A 20,570-nucleotide genomic window follows, 5' to 3' on the forward strand; every position below is an offset into this window, starting at 1 on the left:
GAAACCAGTCCACCTTCCCCGAATTGGCCATGGATGGCATTCGTTCTCAAGCCACAGAGTGTCATGCGTCAGGCCACTACCACCACCAGGGGGCACCTCTTGTCCACGCGGAACCGTCTCGGCCGACGGTTGGTCCAGCTCTACGCGGGACTCGCGCTGTACGGCGCGAGCTCGGCGCTCCTCGTGGTCTCCGGCCTGGGCCTGGAGCCCTGGAACGTGCTGCACCAGGGCCTCGCCGAACTCACCGGCCTGACGATCGGCGTCGTGTCGATCGTCGTGGGCGCCGCCGTGCTGCTCCTGTGGATCCCGCTGCGCCAGCGCCCCGGCCTCGGCACCGTCTCGAACGTGTTCGTGGTCGGCCTGGCCATGGACGGCACCCTCGCCCTGCTCCCGGACGCGCACGGCCTGGCCGTACGGATTCCGCTGCTGCTGGCCGGCGTCCTGCTCAACGGGGTCGCCACCGGGCTCTACATCTCCGCCAGCTTCGGACCGGGCCCGCGCGACGGACTGATGACCGGGCTGCACCGGCTCACCGGCCGGTCCATCCGGCTGATCCGGACGGGGATCGAGGTCGCCGTCGTGGCCACCGGCTTCGCGCTCGGCGGCACGGTGGGCGTCGGCACCCTGCTCTACGCCCTGGCGATCGGCCCGCTCGCCCAGTTCTTCCTTCGCGTCTTCGCCGCCCCCTCGGCATCCCGTGGCAGCACGGTCGTAGCCACCGGGTCACCGGAACGGGTGATACTGCCCAGGTGACCACGCCCATACGTCATCCCTATCTCGACCATCCCGGCCCCATCCCCTTCGCCCACCGGGGCGGCGCGGCGGACGGCCTGGAGAACACCGTGTTCCAGTTCCGGCGCGCGGTCGAGCTGGGCTACCGGTACATCGAGACCGACGTCCACGCCACGGCGGACGGGAAGCTCGTCGCCTTCCACGACGACACCCTGGACCGGGTGACCGACGGCGCGGGCCGGATCGCGGACCTCTTCTGGTCGGACGTGAGCCACGCGCGCGTGGCGGGCAAGGAGCCGGTGCCCCTCTTCGAGGAGCTGCTGGAGACCTTCCCCGAGGTGCGCTGGAACGTCGACATCAAGGCGGAGCCGGCGCTGCACCCCCTGTTGGACCTCCTGGAGCGGACCGGCTCCTGGAACCGTGTCTGTGTCGGCTCGTTCTCCGAGAAGCGCGTGGTCCGCGCCCAGCATCTGGCCGGGCCGCGCCTGGCCACGTCGTTCGGCACGCGCGGGGTGCTGAACCTGCGGCTGCGCTCCTGGGGAGCGCCTCTTCCGGTGCGGCGCTCGGCGGTGGCCGCACAGGTGCCCGAGGAGCAGTCGGGCATCCCCGTGGTTGACCGCCGCTTCGTGAGTGCCGCACACGCGCGTGGCGTACAGGTCCACGTGTGGACCATCAACGAGGCCGATCGTATGCACCGGCTCCTGGACCTGGGAGTGGATGGCATCATGACCGATCACATCGACACACTGCGCGAGGTCATGGTGGAGCGGGGCGTCTGGGCCTGAGCCCCGGGGCCGGCGCGTCCACGGGGAAGCGAGGGCACGGGTGGGTACCGACACCCTGCGGTCACCGGAGGCCGACGAGGCAGCCGAGCGGCGGCGCGAACAGCGCGGCTGGTACTTCTACGACTGGGCCTGCTCCGTCTACTCGACGAGCGTGCTCACCGTGTTCCTGGGCCCCTATCTGACCTCGGTCGCGAAGTCGGCGGCCGACCCGGACGGTTTCGTGCATCCCCTGGGGATACCGGTCCGCGCGGGCTCCTTCTTCGCCTACACCGTCTCCGCGTCCGTGATCGTGTCGATCCTCGTCATGCCGCTGGCGGGCGCGGCGGCCGACCGCACGGGCCGCAAGAAGCCCCTCCTGGCGCTCGCCGCCTATGTGGGCGCGACGGCCACCACGGGCCTGTTCTTCCTGGACGGCGACCGCTATCTCCTGGGCGGCTTCCTGCTGATCGTCGCCAACTCCTCGGTGGCCGTCTCGATGGTCCTGTACAACTCCTACCTCCCGCAGATCGCCCCGCCCGAGGAGCGCGACGCGGTCTCCTCGCGCGGCTGGGCCTTCGGCTACGCGGCCGGCTCCCTGGTCCTGGTCGCGAACCTGGTCCTGTTCACCGCCCACGACTCCTTCGGCCTGTCCGAGTCGATGGCCGTCCGCATCTGTCTCGCCTCGGCGGGCATCTGGTGGGGCGCCTTCACCCTCGTACCGCTGAAGAGGCTGCGCGACCGGGGCCGTACGACGTCCGAGGCGCCCGTGGCGCAGGGCTGGCGGCAGTTGGCGGCGACCGTGCGGGACATGCGCGGCAAACCGCTGACCCTGTCCTTCCTGTTCGCCTACCTGATCTACAACGACGGCATCCAGACGGTGATCTCCCAGGCGTCCGTGTACGGCTCCGAGGAGCTGGGGCTGAGTCAGTCGACGCTCATCACGGCCGTGCTGATGGTCCAGGTGCTGGCGGTGGCGGGCGCGCTCGGGATGGGGCGACTCGCCCGGACCTACGGGGCCAAGCGGACGATTCTCGGCTCGCTGGTGGCGTGGACGGTGACGCTGGCCGCCGGGTACTTCCTGCCCGCCGGCGCGCCCGTCTGGTTCTTCGTGCTGGCCGCCGGGATCGGCCTGGTCCTGGGCGGCAGCCAGGCGCTGTCCCGGTCCCTGTTCTCGCATCTGGTGCCACCGGGCAAGGAAGCCGAGTACTTCTCGGCGTACGAGATGAGCGATCGGGGCATGAGCTGGCTGGGCCCACTTCTGTTCGGGGTGACGTACCAGCTGACCGGAAGTTATCGGGACGCGATCATCTCCCTGGTGGCCTTCTTCATCGTGGGATTCGTGCTGCTCGCACGGGTTCCGGTGGCACGGGCGATCGGCGACGCGGGGAATCCTCTTCCCGAGAGGATTTAGCGCTGGGAGCGAAAGGGCGGTAGTGTACGCGTTTGGCCTGCCTGGCGTACCGTTACTGCGCGTCAAAGATGACGAATCGCTAGGTGACATCTGCTAGTAGATGTGACAAACCGGGCGCTGGTGGGTACAACAAGGGGCGGCTACGACGGCGACGCATGACCCCGTACGGGAATCTTTACCGCCGACCGGACGTTGACCGGATGACGACGACAGCGACACCTGTCCTGTGGGCGACAAGCCCGGGAGGCACGATTCATGAGTGAGCGAGCTCTTCGCGGCACGCGCCTCGTGGTGACCAGCTACGAGACGGACCGCGGTATCGACCTGGCACCCCGCCAGGCCGTGGAGTACGCATGCGAGAAGGGACATCGCTTTGAGATGCCCTTCTCGGTCGAGGCGGAGATTCCGCCGGAGTGGGAGTGCAAGGTCTGCGGGGCCCAGGCACTCCTGGTCGACGGCGACGGCCCTGAGGAAAAGAAGGCCAAGCCCGCGCGTACCCACTGGGACATGCTGATGGAGCGGCGCACCCGCGAGGAACTCGAAGAGGTCCTTGAGGAGCGTCTTGCCGTTCTCCGTTCCGGCGCGATGAACATCGCGGTTCACCCGAGGGACAGCCGCAAGTCGGCCTAGCCCCGAGGGTGCGGAGCGGTTCTACCGCACACGCAAGTGGCACAAGCAAGTAAGCGCGGGCGCCGTACGAATCTGTACGGCGCCCGCGCTTTGCGCTGCCCGGATGTCAGCCGGTGAGCGGCGGGCGCGGGCCCTGCGGGGCGTCGGCGCCGGGCTCGTCCCGGACGATGACCTCGCCCTGGACCACCTTGCCGTCCGGGCGGTGCATACGGGCCTGCTGGAAGGCGTCCCCGAGGGTGCCCGGGGCGGCCCTGCGCAGCTTCCGCTCGACCGTGCGCTCCGCGAACCGCGCCAGGGCCTTCTGGACCGGCGGCACGAGCAGGAGCAGCCCCGCCGCGTCCGAGATCAGCCCGGGGATCATCAGCAGCAGACCGCCCAGCATCATCAGGCCGCTGCCACCGCCACTGGCCGGGGCTGTGCCCTGCTGCACGGCCTGGCTCAGGTTCTGGAAGGCCCGCCGGCCGGCCCGCTTGATCACCACAGCGCCGAGCACGAACCCGGCGAGCAGCAGCAGGAAGACCGTGAGACCGCTCGACGCGCCCGCCACCACGGTCAGCAGCCAGATCTCCAGCACCAGCCACGCCGCGATGCCCAGCGGCAGGAACGTACGCAGCCGGGAACGCGGCGGTCGGGCGGCTGAGGAAGGGGTGGATGCGCCAGTCGTCATACGTCCAGTGTGCCTGGGCCCGGCTCAGTGCGGGATAAGGGGACGATCAACGAGGCCTGTGCGGTCCCGGGGCTACGGCTGTGAGGGCTTCCGCCCGGGGTTCGCCCGGCCGCGGAGCTTGCCGACCCGCTCCCCCACACCCCACGTGGTGACCCGCCACAGGGCCTCGACGAGGATGTCCCGGCTCATCTTGGAGTCGCCGTGCTCGCGCTCCACGAAGGTGATGGGGACCTCGACGACGTGGTAGCCGGCCTTGACCGCGCGGCGGGCCAGGTCGACCTGGAAGCAGTAGCCCTGGGAGGCCACGTCGTCCAGGCCGAGGCCTTCGAGGGTCTCGCGACGGAAGGCGCGATAGCCGCCCGTGATGTCGCGCAGCGGCAGGTCGAGGGCCACGCGCGAGTAGAGGCTGCCGCCCCGGGAGATGAACTCGCGGGACTTCGGCCAGTTCACCACCCGCCCGCCGGGCACCCAGCGGGAGCCGAGCACCAGATCCGCGCCCTTGAGGGCGGTGAGCAGCCGGGGCAGTTCCTCGGGCCGGTGGGAGCCGTCGGCGTCCATCTCGACCAGGACCCCGTAGCCGTTGTCGATGCCCCAGCGGAAGCCCGCGAGGTAGGCGGCGCCGAGGCCTTCCTTGCCCTTGCGGTGCAGGACCTGGACCTGTTCGTCCTCGGCCGCCAGCTCGTCGGCCAGCTTGCCCGTGCCGTCGGGGCTGTTGTCGTCGGCCACGAGGACGTGAGCCTCGGGGACCGACTTCCGCACCCGCCCGACGATGGACTTGATGTTCTCCGCCTCGTTGTAGGTCGGGATGATCACCAAGGCCGTGCCGAGCGGGCCGAACTTCCGCCCCTGGGCCTGTGCCGCGAGGGCTCCGTCGCCGTCGTTCACTGCTGCCCCTTCATGTCCGTACGCAGGCGTCCACCATAGTGGCCGCCGCCTGGGATGACGTGCCACGTCGTTCGTACGGTGGTGTCGATTCGACAAGAACGGGGTAAGACTGTGCTTTTTGGGTACTGGTGTGCTGCGGATGGGGGCCCGGCGCCCTTCGGGCCGACCTGGGACCCGCCGGCTGCGGGTCGACCAAAGCCGTTGTCTACTGGACGTCCGGGCCCCACCCGGGTCACACCAGCCGACCGGCCGGAACGTTCCCTCGCCGTGGCGCGAGCGCTGAGCCTGGCTCCCAGTGGCGGTGCCCGGTGCGGCACACCGTCCCTGACCCAGCGGCGCTTCGGCGATTGTTCGGAGGTTCCCCGGTCGGGCGTCCGGTGGTGGACTCGGACGAACCTACCGGCCCCCTGCGCCCGCCTGTCAACAGCCGTCTGATCTGCGCTTTCTCCCCCAAATGGCTGGTCAGGGCGGAGGATGCGCAGGTCGCGCGACGGGGCGGCGGGCGTGGAACGGGGGCGCGCCACCCCGGGAGATCACTCGCCCGGCCGTACGAACACCGTCCGTCCGCCCACGACGGTCCGCAGGCAGACAGGGAGGTCCCCGCCCGGCGTCAGGTCGGGCAGTCCGGGTGTGCCGGAGCGCGGGTCGGTCGACCAGCGCGCGACCCGGTCGTCGGGCGCCTGCACCACCAAGGCGTCGGTCCGCCAGACGGCGTAGTCGGCGGGCGCGCCCGGCACCAGGACACCCGCGTCGTCCCGTCCTACGGCCCGCCAGCCGCCGCGCGTGTGCGCGGTGAACGCGGCGCGGACGGAGATCCGGTGTTCATCCGTCCGGTGGAACGCGGCGGCGCGGACCGTGCCCCAGGGGTCGATCGGCGTGACGGGGCTGTCGGAGCCGAAGGCGAGCGGGACCCCGGCCCGCAGCAGGGCCGCGAAGGGATTCAGGGAGCGGGCCCGCTCCACGCCCAGGCGCCGGGCGTACATGCCCTCCGCACCGCCCCACAGCGCGTCGAAGGCGGGCTGCACGGAGGCGGTCAGGCCCAGTTCGGCGAAGGCGGCGACGGCCTCCGGGGTGAGCATCTCGGCGTGTTCGACGCGGTGCCGGGCGGCGCGGACGCGGGCCGGGCCGACCTTCTCGGCGGCTGCGCGGATCCCCTCGACCACGGCGGTCACGGCGGCGTCCCCGATGGCGTGGAAGCCCGCCTGGAGTCCCGCCTCGGTGCAGGCCACGACATGGGCGGCGACGGCGTCCGCGTCCAGGTAGGCGACACCGGTGTGCCCGGCGTCGGCGTACGGCTGGTGCAGACACGCGGTGTGCGAGCCGAGCGCCCCGTCCACGAAGAGGTCCCCGGCCGCTCCTACGGCGCCCAGGTCCCGCGCCTTCTCGACGTCCTGTTCGGCCCAGTAGCCGACGACCCGCGGCCCCGGTTCCTCGGCGGCGAGCCGCAGCAGGTCCGTGAAGTCGTCCTCGGAGGAGATGTCGGGCCCGGCGCACTCATGGACCGAGCCGACGCCCAGGGAGGCCGCGTGGGCGAGGGCGGCGCGCTGGGCCTCGACGCGCTGGCGCGGGGTGACGGCGGCGAGCGCGGTGGCGCGGACGGTGTGGTGGGCGTCGGCGGTGAGGGGGCCGTCCGGGGCGTCGAAGCCGGGGACGAGGTCGAGCAGGGCGGTGCTGACGACCGCGGAGTGGACGTCGATGCGGGAGAGGTAGAGCGGGCGTCCGCCGGTGGCCGTGTCGAGTTCGGCGCGGGTGGGCGGGCGGCCTCCGGGCCAGCGGGCGGCGTCCCAGCCGTGGCCGAGCAGGACGCGGTCGGCCGGACGGGCGGCGGCGAAGTCCCGGACGAGGGCGAGGGCCGACTCCAGGGAGGGCGCGTCGGACAGGTCGAGGCCGGTGAGCGCGAGCCCGGTGGCGGTGGTGTGCACGTGTGCGTCGGTGAACGCGGGGGTGACCAGCGCGCCGTCCAGGTCGACGACCTCGTCGACCCCGTCCGCGAACGCGTCGGCGGCGCCCTCGGAGCCGACCCAGGCGACCTGGCCGCGCTCCACGACCATCGCGGTCGCGAACGGATCGGCGGGGCTGTGGACTTCGCCTCGGCGGAGCAGGACGGTGGCCGGTTCGGGGGTGCGCTCACTCATGGGGAACAGTCTCGCGCCTCGCCCGCGCACTCCCGCACGCAGGTCGGTCAGATGCGCGGCGGGCGGGCCTCGTACGGTGTCGAGAGCACCACCGTGGTCCGGGTGGAGACCCCGGCGAGGCCGCGCAGCCGGGCGAGCAACTCCTCCAGTTCGTGCGGGGTGGAGACCCGGACCTTGAGGATGTAGTTCTCGTCGCCGGCGACGCTGTGGCAGGCCTCGATCTCGGGGACGCCGGAGAGCCGGTCCGCGATGTCGTCGGGGGCGCTGGGGTCGAACGGTTTCACCGAGATGAAGGCGGTCATGGGCAGCCCCACCGCCTCCGGGTCGACCACCGCGGCATACCCGCGGATGACGCCACGCTGTTCCAGCCGGCGCACCCGCTGGTGCACGGCCGACGTGGACAGGCCGGTGGCCTTGCCCAGGTCTGTGTAGCTCATCCGCCCGTCCTTGACGAGCAGCTGCACGATTTGTCGGTCCAGCTCCTCCATGGCGCAAGAACTTACATGGCGGCTGATCTCCTCCGATACCTCGGCGGCGCAGGCCATACCCGGTTCGTGATGTGGCGGCGCGCAGTCTGTGAGTCAGCTGGGGACAAACCCGCCACCGAGAGCATCTGCGGGCGGCATGTGACGAACGCCACAGGCCCCGGAGGGTCTCCGTGATGTTCTCGTGATTACCGCGGATACGGGACGGGAAGTGCTTGCTGTGGTCGAGGCCGCAGCGCCTTCACGGCCCAGCCCAGTAGGGGGAGAAACCCATGCAGAGTCTTAAGCGCCCTGGTCGTACCGCGCCCAAGCGCCCCCAGCTCGTCGTCGATTCCGAGCCGGAGGGCGTCGAACCCGACGGTTTCGAGGCCGATGAGCTCGACGAGTACGACACGTTCGAGATGTACCGGGTGATCTGCCCGGACTGCGTGCAGCCCATCGCGCTCCTCGCGGACGAGGAGGTCCTGCCGGAGCACGCGCTGTGCGCCTCTCCGTGGAACCCGTTCGGGCTGACGGTCTGCGCCGGTACGGGCCGTGAGGCGGCCGACGCCCGGTCCGCCGACGAGTCCGCGGAGCTTCAGGAGCAGGACACCGCGCTGCTGTTGACGCTCCCTCAGGGCCTCGACTGGCGGACGCAGCCCTTCTCGCACGTCGGTGGCCCCAGCTCGCGCCCGATGCGGGTGCCCGACATGCGCCGCGCCGCCTGAGCGCTCCCGCTCAATCCCAGTAGCCGCCCCGCACCATAGCCCGCAGGCTGGCGTGGTGCAGGATCAGTGTGTCCGGGTCCGCCGGGACGGCCGTCTCCCCGAAGTGCACCTGTCGGTAGGCGATGCGCAGCATCACGATCGCGTGCCGCAGGGCGGCGTACAGGGTGTAGAAGTCCATGTCGCGCGGGGTGTGGCCGGTGAGTTCGGCGTACCGGGCCTCCACCCGGTCCCGGCGGAAGAACTCCGGCAGGCCCGGCTGTCCGAAGGCGACCGTGAGGTCCTGGAAGAAGCGGTGCAGATAGACCGTCCAGCCGAGGTCCACCTCGCGCGGGGCCGGGGCCGCCATCTCCCAGTCGAGGACGGCGACGGGGTCGAACCCGTCGTAGACGACGTTCCCGATGCGCGCGTCGCCCCAGTTGAGGACCGTCCCGCCGGGGTCGGCGGGCCAGAGTTCGGTGAGCCGGTCGAAGGCGCTCTCGATGAGCGGTGAGCGGGCGAGTCCGTCAACCACCCATTCGTAGTAGGCGCGTTGGGACGCGACGTGCCGGCTCAGGGCGTCGCCCTCGCCGGGGAGTGCGAGGAACTCCGCCTCGGACGGCGGGACCTGGTCGTGCAGTCGGGCGATCAGTCCGACCGAGGCGGCCTCCAGGTGTTCCCGTTCCGCGTCGGTCGCCGCGTGCAGCCAATTACCCTCGTACGTATAGGGCATGACGTCCGGCGGTACGCGTCCCGCCACGCGTTCCATGACGAAGAACGGGGCACCGAGCGGTCCCGGATCCTCCTCCAGCCAGTGGACTCGCGGTACCGGCAGGTCCGTGCGGTCGGCGACCAGGCGCAGGGTGCGGAACTGGCGCGGCAGGTCGTAGACCGGGAAGACGGTGTACGCCGCCGGGTCGGCCGCGAGTCTCAACGCGCAGGCGCGCAGCGGTGGTTCGGGGTGTTCGAGGTCGAAGAGCAGGGTCTCGCTGGACATGCCGTTCGACGCGGGGACCGTGACGTCGACGGCCTTGGCGCCGGGCAGCCGACTGTCGAGCCAGGCGGTGAGACGCTGGGCGAGTTCCTCGGGATCACGGGTACTGGTACGGGGGCGCGGTGCTGTGGCCATGTGTCAACTCCTCTACGGCGCGACCGAGTCGAAGCCGGTGAAGCCGCTGGGGTCGTGGCGGCCGAAGGAGCCGTGCTCGAAGATGCCGTGGCCCACCCGGCCGTCGAGGCGGAAGCGGGCCGCGTGGTCGGTGACGCCGTAGGCGGCGAGCGGGGCGGGGCGGGTGAGGTCGTAGGTGCGGGTGTCGGTCCACCCGCGGCCCTGCCAGGTGCCGTGCTGCCAGTCGTCGGCGGGCGGGTAGCCGGCGCCGATCGCGAGCGGGGAGGAGGTCAGGATCTCCACGTCGAGTTCCTGCGGTTTGCGGGCGTCCCCGAGGTGGATCAGGGCGCGCTCGGGGTGGCGGGTGCCGGAGCGGTAGGTGATCTCGGTCTGGGGCCAGCCGAGTTGGCGGTCGCGGTGGCCGGGGCGGACGACGGTGGCCTCGTTCAGGGTGCGGTGGCCGTCGGCGTCCTCCTGGACGATGACCATGAGGAACCGGTCCTCGAAGCGGACCGGGCACCAGATCCAGTGGAAGCCCTCGGTCGGGTGGTCCGCGGCGAGCCGGCCGCCCTCCTCGCCGGGGATGGGCCGTACGCCCCAACTGCGGTCGCGGGTACCGGTCCAGCCCTCGGCGGTGACCCGGAACTCCTCGTCCCCTGCCCGGATCACGCCCGCCACAGCGCCCGCCTGCACGAAGCGGCGCCCTTCGAGGGTGAGCCGGTCGCCGCGGTACTGGACGTGGTGGGGTTCCCACAGCGCGGGGAACTCCGCGGTCCAAGTGAGGTCGTAGGACAGGGAATTGTCCTCGCAGCGCAGGCGCAGGCGGTGGAGCGGTTCCTCGACCTCGATGCGCAGCGGGCCGACCGCGAGGTGCATGCGGTCGTCGCCGAGGGCGTCCGAGGCGCGGACGGCGCGCAGGGTGTCGCCGGTACGGAGGGTGGCGTAGGCGTCGATCACGCCGACGTTGGGGTAGACGCCGAGGCCGAGGATGAGCAGGGCGCGGCCCTCGTGGTCGAGGACGTGGAAGATGCAGCGGTCGTAGGCGTTCCGGTCACCGGTCGCGACATGCTTCATCGACAGCGGGACCTGGTGCACGGGGTACTCGTCGAGGGGCACGGGACGGTCGTCTGCCACGGCTAACCTCCCCTGGGGACAGTGGAGGTGACGGTACGTCAGCTCGCGTGCGGTAGCCAGACCCGGGCGCCGTACGCCGGTGAACTCACGCTCGATTAACCGCGCCGGTGACCTGTCAACGCGCCTTTACGTTGCCCGGGTATGACCGCCACCTATGCGTCGGCCGAGCGCCGGCGCCGTATCTTCGTCCCCGCACCCGTCCAGCCGGCGTCGCCGCAGCCGCAGGATCCGCCCATCTACCGTGATCTCATGCGGACTTGGGCCGACCGGGGCCGCACCCTGCCGGGGCGGGACGACCCCGAGTGGGTGCGGCTGGCGAAGGCGCCGGTCGGGCTCAGCCAGTTCGGCGGGCTTCGGGACCCGCTAGGTGGCGGGCGATGACCATGCGCTGGATCTGGTTGGTGCCCTCGACGATCTGGAGGACCTTGGCCTCGCGCAGGTAGCGCTCGACCGGGAAGTCCGCGGTGCAGCCGTAGCCGCCGAGCACCTGGACGGCGTCGACGGTGACCTTCATGGCAGTGTCGGTGCAGTGCAGCTTGGCCATGGCGGCCTGTTTGGCGAAGGGCCGGCCCGTGTCGCGCAGCCGGGCCGCCGCGAGGTAGAGCGCCCGGCCCGCCTCGATCTGGGTGGCCATGTCGGCGAGCATGAAGCGTAGCCCCTGGAAGTCGGAGATCGGCCGCCCGAACTGCTGCCGTCCGGTGGCGTACGCCAGCGCCTCGTCGAGCGCGGCCTGGGCCAGGCCGATCGCGCAGGCGGCGATGCCGAGCCGTCCGGAGTCCAGCGCGGACAGGGCGATGGCGAAGCCCTGGCCCTCCTCGCCGAGCCGCCGCCCGTCGGGGACCCGGACGCCGTCGAAGTGGACCTGGGCGGTGGGCGAGCCCTTCATGCCCATCTTCCTCTCCGGCGCCGCGCCGCTGAGGCCGGGCGCGTCACCGGGCACCAGGAAGGCGCTGATCCCGCGCGGGCCGTCCTCGCCGGTGCGGGCCATGACCGTGTAGAAGTCGGCGATGCCGCCGTGCGTGATCCAGGCCTTGGTGCCGTCGATCACCCAGTCCTCGCCGTCCCGCACGGCCCGGGTGCGCAGGGAGGCCGCGTCGGAGCCGGAGGACGGTTCGGAGAGGCAGTAGGCGCCGAGCAGTCCGCCGCCGAGCATCGCGGGCAGGTGCTCGACCTGCTGCCGCTTGGTGCCGTAGTTCGCCAGCGCGTGGCAGGACAGGGAGTGGACGCTGACGCCGAGGCCGACGGTGAGGCGGGCCGCCGCGAGCTCTTCGAGGACCTGGAGGTAGACCTCGTACGGCTGGTCGCCGCCGCCGTAGCCGGAGTCGTAGGGCAGGCCGAGCAGTCCCGATCGGGAGAGGAGGGTGAAAACCTCGCGCGGGAAGCGTCCGGCGTCCTCCTCCTCGGCCGCCTTCGGGGCGACCTCGCGCCGCGCGAGGTCGCGGGCCAGCGAGATCAGATCCCGGGCCTCGTCCGTGGGCAGTTGCCGGTCCACCGGCTGCGGGGCACGGTCGGGCATGGCGACGCTCTCCTCCCTGTCGGGCACGGCGGCGGGCGTACGCCTGGGGTCGAGGCGGGTCCGCCGGGTGTCGCACGGGCGTGCCGCTGCTCCCGCTCCCGGGTCTCGGAAGCGGCTGACCAGCGGCTGTGCGCTGTGAGTATGCCCGTTCGGAGGTGCGTCGTCACGGGTCGACGACCGCTCGCTCCGAGAACGGTCCGGGCGTCCGGAACGGGCCGGGCGCGCCCCGTCAGCCGTCCCGGCGGGCCGGGGCGGGCGCCGGATACGTCGGGTCCAGTTCCTCGATCGCGCGCAGGGTGCCGCCGAGGGTCTTCACGAGGAGTTCGCGCATCGTCTCGCGGGACAGGTCGGGGCCGCTGATCCACTCCAGGGTCGCGCCCTCGACGCTGCACACCCAGCCGAACAGGCCCATGCGGGCGAGGCGGGAGATGTCGCGGCGGCCGTAGGCGCCGTCGGCGATGGTCTCGACGATGGCCGCGCGCACTCCGTCGCGGATGGCGTGCACCTCGGTGTCGAAGCCGACGCCGCCGCTGACGATGGTGCGGTAGGCGGCCTGGTTGTGCTCGGCCCAGCGGAGATAGCTCTCCATCGTCCGCTGGACGCGGTCGAGTTGGGACAGTTCGTGACCGCTCGCCGCGAAGGTCACGAGGTCGGCGACGGAGTCGTTGATGATCGCCAGGTAGTAGCCGCGCTTGGACTGGAAGTAGTAGTAGATCAGCCCCTTGGCGACATGCGCCTGCCGCGCGATGTCGTCCATGGACAGCGCGTCGTAGGACGTGTCGGCGAACAACTTCCGGCCGATGGCGATGAGTTCGGCGCGGCGCGCCAAGGAACGCTCGGTACCGCGGGCCCGGGGGCGTGCGACGTCACGCTGCTGACTGATTTCCAATTTCGACTCTGGCTCTCCAACTGGGCTTGGTCAACCGCAGTATGGCAGGTCAAGTATGCGTCAGGTCACAGCAGGCCGATTTGCGCCACGAGCATCGCGATCACCACGACGAGGGTCCAGCCCATCACGTGTTCGACGATCTTGGGACCATCGTCCTTGGGGCCGCCGGTGCGGGTCCGGGTGCGGGCGGCGCTGGCTGAGTGTGCGGTCATGGTGGCTCGCAGAGGTCGGATGTGCGGTGGACTCCCCCGTTCTGTCCACCTTGCCATCCATATCGCCTTTCGAGCCGGAGACCTTGGTCACAGGCTCCGCGTCAGCGCACGCCCACCGCCGCGAGTGCCGCGCGCTGGCGGGCGGTCGGCCGCGCCGGGAAGTAGAGGTAACAGACGCCGCCGGTACCGGAGGAGAGCTTGCCGGAGGCGTTGTACCGCTTGGTGCGCAGCCAGATGTTCTCGAACTCGCGGCGCCGGTAGACGCGACGGACGGCCGGATCACCGGGCGAGTTGGGGTCGTTGGCGATCACGTCACCGGCGGCGGTGAAGCCGATCACGGTCATCAGATGGCCGGCCGTGCCGTATCCCGCGCCGGTCAGCTCACTGCTGAGGAACGACTGCGACGTGATGGCCGGGATGCCCGCCGCGATCAGCGTCTCCAGGTCGGTGAGGGAGCGGAGCCGGGTGACCACGCCCTGGAGGTCCGGGTACGTGGCCGCGTAGGCGGCGTTGAACGGCCAGTTGCCGCAGCCCTGGTACTGGTAGTCGTAGGTGAAGCGGGCCGCGTTGTCGACCTGGGGGTCGGCGTAGGACGGGTCGACCCAGGCGAGCTGTTCCGGGGTGAGCCGGCCGCCCCAGTACTCGATGATCATCTGCGAGGAGGTGGGGCTGCACCAGGCCTCGCCGCCGTTGTCGTACTCGGGGTACTGGCCGGTGTGGATCTCCTGCGAGTAGCGCGGGACGACCAGTTCCTGGGCGAGTCCGGGGGTGGAGGCCGGGACGGTGAAGCGGTCGGGGACGTCCGAGCCCATCGCGCCGAGCCGCCACACCGTGGGGGTCAGCCCGGTGCCCGGCTCGCGGTAGAGGGTCAGCCGCAGCCGGTACGACGCGAGGCGCAGGCCCGTGGTCGGGTCGTCGATCGCGAAGGTGTCCGTCCAGACGGCGGATCTGCCGTCCTTCTGGTCGTCGACGGAGGTCCGCCTGATGTCCTGGTCGCCGGCGGCCCAGCGGCCCATCACGTACCAGGGGGTGTCGGTGCCGTCGGAGTACGTGCCGCGCAGCTCGACCTGGAGCCAGGTGCCGGCGGGGGTGTGCGCGTTCCAGGAGGCGACGGCCTCCGTCGCGGGGACGGAGAGCGTGTGCACGGGGGACGTCCAGGTCGCGTACTCCCAGTTCGAGGTCCGGCCCGTGTGCGGGTCCGCGTAGGCGACGGCGCCGAGGGCGGTGGCGATGGCGAGACCGGGGCGGGTGCCCGGGACGGCCCGGGTGCCGTGGGCGGTGCCGCGGCACCAGTCGTCGTAGGCGGTCCAGGCGTGGTACTCGACCGTGGGCGTCGGGGCCTGGCCCCGGTCGGGGTCGGCGGGCTCGGCGCCGGTCGCGCTGTCGGCCGCCGCGGGGCCCGCGCCGCTCACCACGACGGCGCCGACCGCCGCGGCCAGGACGGTCCTACGGGACGGATGTTCGGCTCTGCTCATATGCGGAAGACCCCCAGATGCTCCGAGTCGGGACAGATCCAGTACGCGGTTGTGCGCCCACTATGTACGTCCGCGGCGGGCCCCTGCCAGCACCACGAGCCATGTCACGCCGACCAATATTGGTCTCGACCACTGGCGTCGACCACCGGCATGACCTGGGGCGCAGCCCGCCGCTCCGTAGAATGCGGGAGCGACCTGCGGCATCAGCCCACGACCTTCGGGACCAGTCATGCGCGACCTCGCCGAGCGGCTCCGCCGGCTGCCACCGTCCTGCGGCCCGGTCCGGCTCGTCGGTGTCGACGGACACGCCGGTTCCGGGAAGTCCACGTTCGCCGGACGGCTGGCCGCCACCCTGGGCGGGGCACCCGTGCTGCACCTGGACGACCTCGCCACCCACGACGAGCTCTTCGGCTGGACCGACCGGCTGCTGGACGAGGTGATCACCCCGCTCGGCCGCGCCGAGAGCGCCCGCTACGCCCCCTACGACTGGCGCGCCCGACGCTTCGGGGCGCCCCGCGCGCTGCCCTCCGCGCCCGTGGTGCTGATCGAGGGCGTCGGCGCCGGGCGGCGGGCGGTACGCCCGTTCCTCGCGCGGCTGCTGTGGATGGAGCTGCCCCGGGAGGAGTCCTGGGCACGGGGACGACTGCGGGACGGGAGGGAGCAGCGGGACTTCTGGGACGGGTGGGTCGAGGCGGAACGCGAACACTTCTCCGAGGACCCCTCGCGGCCGTACGCGGACGTGCTGGTACGGCAGTTGGAGAAGGGGTACGAGGTGCTGCCGGGGCCCTCCGGGACGATTGGACCGGACCACGAGATCACCCACCGTGACGAACCGCCCGCAGTGTGCTGAACTTGTGAAGACCGTCAGCCGCGAACTTGCCTGAGTGCCTCAACTCGGCTTGACCCAGGGGCCGTACAGGTCTTACGTTCTGAACGTGCGGCCGTTCGGAGCCGCCCAGAATCGCGAAGCCCCCGGTTGTTCCCCCGTGATCGGGGGCTTCGTTCTGCTCTCAGCGCCGTTTCCGGCCGCCACGACCCGTGATTCGCTCACCCTGGGTCACCGTCCCGAGTGCGCCCCATCTGCTCCCACCTCGCCAAACGGCCCGTGCGGCACCCTTCGATGGGCGACTGCCCCGCAGGTACGATGCCCAGGGTGCGACCGACGGACGGCTGCTGCGCGCACCACGGCAACTCCCGTCCGCGGCACAGCGGTTCGACCCAGACTGCCGACGGGCACCGGCCCGGCGGCGAATCAACGGGGGCACGGTTTGTGGGGGGACGTGATGGACTTCGGCACGCAGGGCCCCGAGGCCCCGGCCGACCTCGCGTGGCTGCGAGGCGTGGACGCCTACACGATGGGCGCTTATCCGCAGGCGGAGGAGGAGTTCCGCACCGCGGTACGGATGGATCCCGGGATGGCCGACGGCTGGCTCGGACTGCACGCGCTGCGCGTCGACACGACCACCGCGCTGCTGCGGATGTACCGGCACCGGGAACGCTTCGGCGAACAGCGCACCAGGCACCGCCGCACGCTCAACTCCTGGTACTGGCTGGGCTGGTGGGTCCAGCCGGTGCTGGAGAGCCCGCGCGATCTGCTGCTCGCGCACGCCTCGCACTGGCTGGACGGCCGTCATGTGCCCGAACTGGACCGCGCGTTGGCCGGACTGCCGCCCGTCGACACCGACCACCAGGTCCGCTTCCTGCACGCCTGCCGGGCCTATCTGGTCAAGGACTGGGAGCAGCTGGTCCGGCACACCGATCCGCTGCTGAACGACCAACTCCTCGGCATCGAGGCCGGGTTGTTCGGCGGGATGGCCCGGGTACGGCTTGAGATGTACGGCCAGGCCGAGCCGCTGCTGTCCGCCGCGCTGATGCGCTGCCGCAGCGAGCAGCCGCAGCGCAAGGAGCTGCGGTACTGGCTGGCGCGGGCCCACGAGGGCACCGGCCGCAGCGCCGCCGCGCTCCCCCTGTACCGGGCGGTGCATCGCGTCGACCCCTCGTTCATGGACACCTCGGCGCGGCTCGCCGCGATCACCGACTCCGACGGGTACGACGGCTCCGAGGACATGACCGACCTGGCGGCGATCACGCTCTCCGGCGGGGCGGACGCGCTGGAGGGGCCGGACGGGCTCGATCCGCTGTTCGGTGTGGAGGGGCGCGATCTGAGACTGTCGGAGCCCGGTCTTCCGGGGGCGGGTCCGCTGTCCTCGGCGGCCGACTCGGTGCGCGAGAAGACCGCGGTGCCGGTCCCACCGCTGCCCACCGGTCCCACCGATCCGGTCTTATTGGAGGAGGCGCTCAACGAGCTTGAGCGCATGGTGGGGTTGGAGCCGGTGAAGCGCCAGGTCAAGGCGCTGTCGGCGCAGTTGAACATGGCGCGGCTGCGCGCCGGGCAGGGGCTGCCGGTCCAGCCGCCGAAACGGCACTTCGTCTTCTCCGGTCCCTCGGGCACCGGCAAGACCACCGTGGCCCGCATACTCGGCCGCGTCTTCTACGCCCTCGGGCTGCTCGGCGGCGACCATCTCGTGGAGGCGCAGCGGGCCGATCTGGTCGGCGAGTACCTGGGTCAGACGGCCGTCAAGGCGAACGAGCTGATCGACTCCGCGATCGGTGGCGTGCTGTTCGTCGACGAGGCCTACTCGCTCTCCAACTCCGGGTACGGCAAAGGCGACGCGTACGGCGACGAGGCCTTGCAGGTGCTGCTGAAGCGGGCCGAGGACAACCGCGACCACCTCGTGGTGATACTGGCCGGCTACCCGGAGGGCATGGACCGGCTGCTGGCCGCGAACCCCGGGCTGTCGTCCCGGTTCACCACCCGCGTCGACTTCCCTTCCTACCGTCCCCTCGAACTCACCTCCATCGGCGAGGTGTTGGCCGCGGAGAACGGGGACGTGTGGGACGAGGAGGCGTTGGACGAACTGCGGTCCATCGCCGGGCACGTGGTGGACCAGGGGTGGATCGACGAGCTGGGGAACGGGCGGTTCCTGCGGACGCTGTACGAGAAGAGCTGCGCGTACCGGGATCTGCGGTTGTCGGTGTATCCCGGGATGCTGACGCGGGACGACCTGTCGACGTTGCGGTTGCCGGACCTGATGCAGGCGTACGGCGAGGTGCTGTCGGGACGGGGGCCCGCCGGCGGCTGAGCGGTACGCGCCGGGTGGGGTGGAGCTGTCGATTCACGGCTGCGGCCCGGCGGGGGCCGGTCGCGCCCGCGCGGCGGAGCCGCGGATCGACACAGCCCCGCGCCCCTGAGAACGGGGCGCAGGGGGACCTGCGTCAGCTCGGTACCGTCTCTTTCACTTCCGCCGTTCGTGGCTGTGCCGGTACCTCTCGATGGGCCGGGTCCGTCACCTCGCCCACCAGCAGCTCCAGTACGTCCTCCATCGCCACCAGGCCCAGCACCTTGCCGGCGGCGTCCGCCACCTGGGCCAGGTGCGTGGCCGCGCGGCGCATGACCGTGAGGGCGTCGTCCAGGGGGAGTTCGGAGCGCAGCGTCGTCATGGGGCGCCAGATCTGCTGGGGCACCGCCCGCTGGGAGTCCTCCAGGTCGAGTACGTCCTTCACATGCAGGTAGCCCATGAAGGCGCCGGTCTCCGTGGCGATCGGGAAGCGGGAGTAGCCGGTGCGGGCGGTGAGGGCGACGATCTCGCCCGGGGTGACCGAGGGGCTGACCGTGACCAGGTTCTCGCGGCGCAGCAGGACGTCGGTGACCGGGCGGGAGCCCAACTCCAGTGCGTCCTCCAGGCGTTCCTGCTCCTCGGGGTCGAGGAGGCCGGCCTGCCCCGAGTCCTCCACCAGGCGGTTGAGCTGCTCGCTGGTGAAGACGGCCTCGACCTCGTCCTTGGGCTCCACGTGGAACAGCCGCAGGACGGCCTGGGCGACGGCGCCGAGGGCGACGGTGATCGGCTTGCAGAGCCGGGCGAAGGCGACCAGGCCGGGGCTGAGCCACATCGCGGCCTTCTCCGGCGCGGCCATCGCGAGGTTCTTCGGGACCATCTCGCCGATGACGAGGTGGAAGAAGACCACGGCGGCCAGCGCGAGGACGTAGCCGAGGGGATGGATCATGCCCTCGGGCAGGTGCATCCAGGTGAAGACCGGCTCCAGGACGTGCGCGACCGTCGGTTCGGCGACCGCGCCGAGCGTCAACGAGCAGACGGTGATGCCGAATTGGGCCGCGGCCATCATCTGCGGGAGCCGTTCGAGGCCGTAGAGGACCTGGCGGGCGCGGGCCGTGCCGAGGGGTTCGATCTGGCTGCGGCGGACGGAGACGAGGGCGAACTCGGCGCCGACGAAGAAGCCGTTGGCGAGTACCAGGAGTACGGCGAAGAGGAGTTGGAGGACGGTCATCGGGCCGCCTCCATGACGTTCACGGGGGGAGCCGTGCGGACCAGGCGGACCCGCTCGGCGCGGTAGTGGCCCACCTGGCGCACCGAGAGTCGCCAGCCGGGGAGTTCGGCCTTGTCGCCGGGGGCGGGGATGCGGCCGAGGAGGTCGGCGACCAGTCCGGCGACGGTCTCGTACGGTCCTTCGGGCACGTCCAGGCCTATGCGTTGGAGGATGTCGACACGGCAGCTGCCGTCCGCGTCCCAGGCGGGTTTCCCGTCCTCGGGCGCCACGGCGGCGAGTTCGGGCAGGTCCTGTCCGTCGTGCTCGTCGCGGACCTCGCCGACGAGTTCCTCGACGATGTCCTCCAGGGTGACCACTCCGGCCGTACCGCCGTACTCGTCGACGACGACGGCGATCGGCTGCTCGCTGCGCAGCCGGGCCAGCAGGGGCTGGACGGGCAGGGTCTCGGGGACCAGCACCGGGGACTTGGCGATGCCGGTGACGGGGGTGCGGAGCCGGGCGTGCGCGGGCACGGCCAGGGCGTCCTTGAGGTGGACCATGCCGATGATCTCGTCGATCTTCTCCCGGTAGACCGGGAAGCGGGACAGACCGGTGGCGCGGGTCAGGTTGACCACGTCCTCGGCGGTCGCCGAGGACTGGAGCGCGCTGACCTTCACCCGCGGGGTCATGACGTGCTGCGCGGTCAGCTCGCCCAGCGACAGGGTCCGGACGAAGAGGTCGGCCGTGTCCTGTTCCAGGGCGCCGGCCTGCGCGGAGTGGCGGGCCAGGGAGACCAGTTCGCCGGGGGTGCGGGCGGAGGCCAGCTCCTCGGCGGGCTCGACGCCCAGGGCGCGGACGAGCCGGTTGGCGACGGTGTTCAGCGCGGCGATCACCGGGCGGAACAGCCGGGCGAAGGCGTGCTGCGGTGCGGCGACGAAGCGCGCGACCTGCAAGGGCCGCGACACCGCCCAGTTCTTGGGCACGAGTTCGCCGATCACCATCTGCACGGCGGAGGCGAGCAGCATGCCGACGACCACGGCGACACCGGAGACGGCGCCCTCGGGGATGCCGATCGCGCTGAACGGGCCGTGCAGCAGCTGGGCCAGGGCCGGTTCGGCGAGCATGCCGACGACCAGGGAGGTGATGGTGATGCCGAGCTGGGTGCCGGAGAGCTGGAAGGACAGCTCCTTGAGCGACTCGACGACCGTGGCGGCCCGTCGGTCGCCCTCGGCGGCGGCCTTCTCGGCCTCGGGACGCTCCACGGTGACGAGCCCGAACTCGGCCGCGACGAAGAAGCCGTTGGCCAGAATCAGCAGGATCGCCGCTCCGAGGAGCAGCAGGGGGATGGTCATGCCGCCGCCTCGATATGTCGGGAGGGGGCGGCGCAGGTACTACAGGACGATCCGTCCATCGCTGGAGGGAGTCACTCCTCGGGTAGCAGGGGGCCTCTGAAGACCGGGGGGAGCATCAGTGGCGGAGGCGCGACGAAAAACGCCACCGCGAACAGATTAATCAAGA

20 protein-coding genes are annotated in these 20,570 nt (G+C 71.4%); 8 read left to right on the forward strand and 12 right to left on the reverse strand.

What is annotated here, in order from left to right:
- Window positions 1-63 precede the first annotated feature (63 nt).
- From ACIQPR_RS26340 to ACIQPR_RS26355, 4 genes are all read left to right on the forward strand, one after another.
- Complete coding sequence (locus tag ACIQPR_RS26340) at window positions 64-753, forward strand: YitT family protein (RefSeq protein WP_403652812.1); 690 nt, start codon at window positions 64-66, stop codon at window positions 751-753.
- Window positions 750-1,517: a glycerophosphodiester phosphodiesterase gene (locus ACIQPR_RS26345; protein WP_403652814.1), complete on the forward strand. Its 768-nt coding sequence runs from the start codon at window positions 750-752 to the stop codon at window positions 1,515-1,517. The genes ACIQPR_RS26340 and ACIQPR_RS26345 overlap by 4 nt, the downstream gene beginning before the upstream one ends.
- A gap of 40 nt (window positions 1,518-1,557) precedes the next feature.
- The gene (locus ACIQPR_RS26350) at window positions 1,558-2,907 is read left to right on the forward strand and encodes an MFS transporter (RefSeq protein ID WP_403652817.1); all 1,350 of its coding nucleotides are present in this window, start codon (window positions 1,558-1,560) and stop codon (window positions 2,905-2,907) included.
- 255 nt (window positions 2,908-3,162) lie between these two features.
- Window positions 3,163-3,537: an RNA polymerase-binding protein RbpA gene (locus tag ACIQPR_RS26355; protein WP_003977404.1), complete on the forward strand. Its 375-nt coding sequence runs from the start codon at window positions 3,163-3,165 to the stop codon at window positions 3,535-3,537.
- Between the two features lie 106 nt (window positions 3,538-3,643).
- On the opposite strand, the gene fxsA is transcribed toward ACIQPR_RS26355, so the two are convergent.
- The 4 genes from fxsA to ACIQPR_RS26375 form a co-directional block, all read right to left on the reverse strand.
- Window positions 3,644-4,204 (reverse strand): FxsA family membrane protein, encoded by a 561-nt coding sequence (gene fxsA, locus ACIQPR_RS26360; protein ID WP_403652820.1) that lies wholly within the window; start codon window positions 4,202-4,204, stop codon window positions 3,644-3,646.
- 72 nt (window positions 4,205-4,276) lie between these two features.
- On the reverse strand, window positions 4,277-5,089 hold the full coding sequence (locus ACIQPR_RS26365; RefSeq protein ID WP_403652823.1) for a polyprenol monophosphomannose synthase: 813 nt from the start codon (window positions 5,087-5,089) through the stop codon (window positions 4,277-4,279).
- Window positions 5,090-5,622: 533 nt separating this feature from the next.
- Window positions 5,623-7,224: an amidohydrolase gene (locus tag ACIQPR_RS26370; RefSeq protein ID WP_403652826.1), complete on the reverse strand. Its 1,602-nt coding sequence runs from the start codon at window positions 7,222-7,224 to the stop codon at window positions 5,623-5,625.
- A gap of 47 nt (window positions 7,225-7,271) precedes the next feature.
- On the reverse strand, window positions 7,272-7,712 hold the full coding sequence (locus ACIQPR_RS26375) for an Lrp/AsnC family transcriptional regulator (RefSeq protein WP_043683290.1): 441 nt from the start codon (window positions 7,710-7,712) through the stop codon (window positions 7,272-7,274).
- A 269-nt stretch (window positions 7,713-7,981) separates the two neighbouring features.
- Here ACIQPR_RS26375 and ACIQPR_RS26380 point away from each other — a divergent pair, with 269 nt between their 5' ends.
- Complete coding sequence (locus ACIQPR_RS26380) at window positions 7,982-8,416, forward strand: hypothetical protein (RefSeq protein WP_403652830.1); 435 nt, start codon at window positions 7,982-7,984, stop codon at window positions 8,414-8,416.
- Window positions 8,417-8,426: 10 nt separating this feature from the next.
- On the opposite strand, the gene ACIQPR_RS26385 is transcribed toward ACIQPR_RS26380, so the two are convergent.
- Complete coding sequence (locus ACIQPR_RS26385) at window positions 8,427-9,521, reverse strand: phosphotransferase family protein (RefSeq protein ID WP_403652832.1); 1,095 nt, start codon at window positions 9,519-9,521, stop codon at window positions 8,427-8,429.
- Window positions 9,522-9,533: 12 nt separating this feature from the next.
- A complete protein-coding gene (locus ACIQPR_RS26390; protein WP_403652835.1) occupies window positions 9,534-10,634 on the reverse strand; it encodes a hypothetical protein in 1,101 nt (366 codons plus the stop codon).
- A 141-nt stretch (window positions 10,635-10,775) separates the two neighbouring features.
- On the opposite strand from ACIQPR_RS26390, the gene ACIQPR_RS26395 reads away from it, so the two are divergent.
- A complete protein-coding gene (locus tag ACIQPR_RS26395) occupies window positions 10,776-11,015 on the forward strand; it encodes a hypothetical protein (RefSeq protein WP_403652838.1) in 240 nt (79 codons plus the stop codon).
- Here the strand turns inward: ACIQPR_RS26395 and ACIQPR_RS26400 are convergent.
- From ACIQPR_RS26400 to ACIQPR_RS26415, 4 genes are all read right to left on the reverse strand, one after another.
- Window positions 10,969-12,150: an acyl-CoA dehydrogenase family protein gene (locus ACIQPR_RS26400; protein WP_403652841.1), complete on the reverse strand. Its 1,182-nt coding sequence runs from the start codon at window positions 12,148-12,150 to the stop codon at window positions 10,969-10,971. The genes ACIQPR_RS26395 and ACIQPR_RS26400 overlap by 47 nt on opposite strands.
- A 229-nt stretch (window positions 12,151-12,379) precedes the next feature.
- Window positions 12,380-13,039, reverse strand: a complete 660-nt coding sequence (locus tag ACIQPR_RS26405) for a TetR/AcrR family transcriptional regulator (RefSeq protein ID WP_403652844.1) — start codon at window positions 13,037-13,039, stop codon at window positions 12,380-12,382.
- 65 nt (window positions 13,040-13,104) lie between these two features.
- Window positions 13,105-13,251: an SCO1431 family membrane protein gene (locus tag ACIQPR_RS26410; RefSeq protein WP_403652847.1), complete on the reverse strand. Its 147-nt coding sequence runs from the start codon at window positions 13,249-13,251 to the stop codon at window positions 13,105-13,107.
- A 101-nt stretch (window positions 13,252-13,352) separates the two neighbouring features.
- A complete protein-coding gene (locus ACIQPR_RS26415) occupies window positions 13,353-14,726 on the reverse strand; it encodes a peptidase C39 family protein (RefSeq protein WP_403652850.1) in 1,374 nt (457 codons plus the stop codon).
- Between the two features lie 229 nt (window positions 14,727-14,955).
- On the opposite strand from ACIQPR_RS26415, the gene ACIQPR_RS26420 reads away from it, so the two are divergent.
- Window positions 14,956-15,576 carry a uridine kinase gene (locus ACIQPR_RS26420; RefSeq protein WP_403652852.1) on the forward strand — a complete coding sequence of 207 codons (621 nt, stop codon included), beginning with the start codon at window positions 14,956-14,958 and terminating at the stop codon, window positions 15,574-15,576.
- Window positions 15,577-16,009: 433 nt separating this feature from the next.
- Window positions 16,010-17,869: an AAA family ATPase gene (locus tag ACIQPR_RS26425; protein ID WP_403652855.1), complete on the forward strand. Its 1,860-nt coding sequence runs from the start codon at window positions 16,010-16,012 to the stop codon at window positions 17,867-17,869.
- A 133-nt stretch (window positions 17,870-18,002) separates the two neighbouring features.
- Here ACIQPR_RS26425 and ACIQPR_RS26430 read toward each other — a convergent pair whose 3' ends face one another.
- Window positions 18,003-19,073, reverse strand: a complete 1,071-nt coding sequence (locus ACIQPR_RS26430; RefSeq protein WP_403652857.1) for a hemolysin family protein — start codon at window positions 19,071-19,073, stop codon at window positions 18,003-18,005.
- Complete coding sequence (locus ACIQPR_RS26435) at window positions 19,070-20,404, reverse strand: hemolysin family protein (protein WP_403652860.1); 1,335 nt, start codon at window positions 20,402-20,404, stop codon at window positions 19,070-19,072. The genes ACIQPR_RS26430 and ACIQPR_RS26435 overlap by 4 nt, the downstream gene beginning before the upstream one ends.
- Window positions 20,405-20,570 lie beyond the last annotated feature (166 nt).

This window comes from Streptomyces sp. NPDC091280, from assembly GCF_044768565.1.
In the GTDB taxonomy this organism is placed as follows: domain Bacteria; phylum Actinomycetota; class Actinomycetes; order Streptomycetales; family Streptomycetaceae; genus Streptomyces.

Excerpts from the sequence above, each read along its gene's own strand:
- ACIQPR_RS26340 (WP_403652812.1), top strand. The coding sequence starts at position 64 with ATGCGTCAGGCCACTACCACCACCAGGGGGCACCTCTTGTCCACGCGG.
- ACIQPR_RS26355 (WP_003977404.1), top strand. The coding sequence starts at position 3,163 with ATGAGTGAGCGAGCTCTTCGCGGCACGCGCCTCGTGGTGACCAGCTAC.
- fxsA (WP_403652820.1), bottom strand. The coding sequence starts at position 4,204 with ATGACGACTGGCGCATCCACCCCTTCCTCAGCCGCCCGACCGCCGCGT.
- ACIQPR_RS26370 (WP_403652826.1), bottom strand. The coding sequence starts at position 7,224 with ATGAGTGAGCGCACCCCCGAACCGGCCACCGTCCTGCTCCGCCGAGGC.
- ACIQPR_RS26375 (WP_043683290.1), bottom strand. The coding sequence starts at position 7,712 with ATGGAGGAGCTGGACCGACAAATCGTGCAGCTGCTCGTCAAGGACGGG.
- ACIQPR_RS26380 (WP_403652830.1), top strand. The coding sequence starts at position 7,982 with ATGCAGAGTCTTAAGCGCCCTGGTCGTACCGCGCCCAAGCGCCCCCAG.
- ACIQPR_RS26385 (WP_403652832.1), bottom strand. The coding sequence starts at position 9,521 with ATGGCCACAGCACCGCGCCCCCGTACCAGTACCCGTGATCCCGAGGAA.
- ACIQPR_RS26395 (WP_403652838.1), top strand. The coding sequence starts at position 10,776 with ATGACCGCCACCTATGCGTCGGCCGAGCGCCGGCGCCGTATCTTCGTC.
- ACIQPR_RS26400 (WP_403652841.1), bottom strand. The coding sequence starts at position 12,150 with ATGCCCGACCGTGCCCCGCAGCCGGTGGACCGGCAACTGCCCACGGAC.
- ACIQPR_RS26410 (WP_403652847.1), bottom strand. The coding sequence starts at position 13,251 with ATGACCGCACACTCAGCCAGCGCCGCCCGCACCCGGACCCGCACCGGC.
- ACIQPR_RS26415 (WP_403652850.1), bottom strand. The coding sequence starts at position 14,726 with ATGAGCAGAGCCGAACATCCGTCCCGTAGGACCGTCCTGGCCGCGGCG.
- ACIQPR_RS26420 (WP_403652852.1), top strand. The coding sequence starts at position 14,956 with ATGCGCGACCTCGCCGAGCGGCTCCGCCGGCTGCCACCGTCCTGCGGC.
- ACIQPR_RS26425 (WP_403652855.1), top strand. The coding sequence starts at position 16,010 with ATGGACTTCGGCACGCAGGGCCCCGAGGCCCCGGCCGACCTCGCGTGG.
- ACIQPR_RS26430 (WP_403652857.1), bottom strand. The coding sequence starts at position 19,073 with ATGACCGTCCTCCAACTCCTCTTCGCCGTACTCCTGGTACTCGCCAAC.
- ACIQPR_RS26435 (WP_403652860.1), bottom strand. The coding sequence starts at position 20,404 with ATGACCATCCCCCTGCTGCTCCTCGGAGCGGCGATCCTGCTGATTCTG.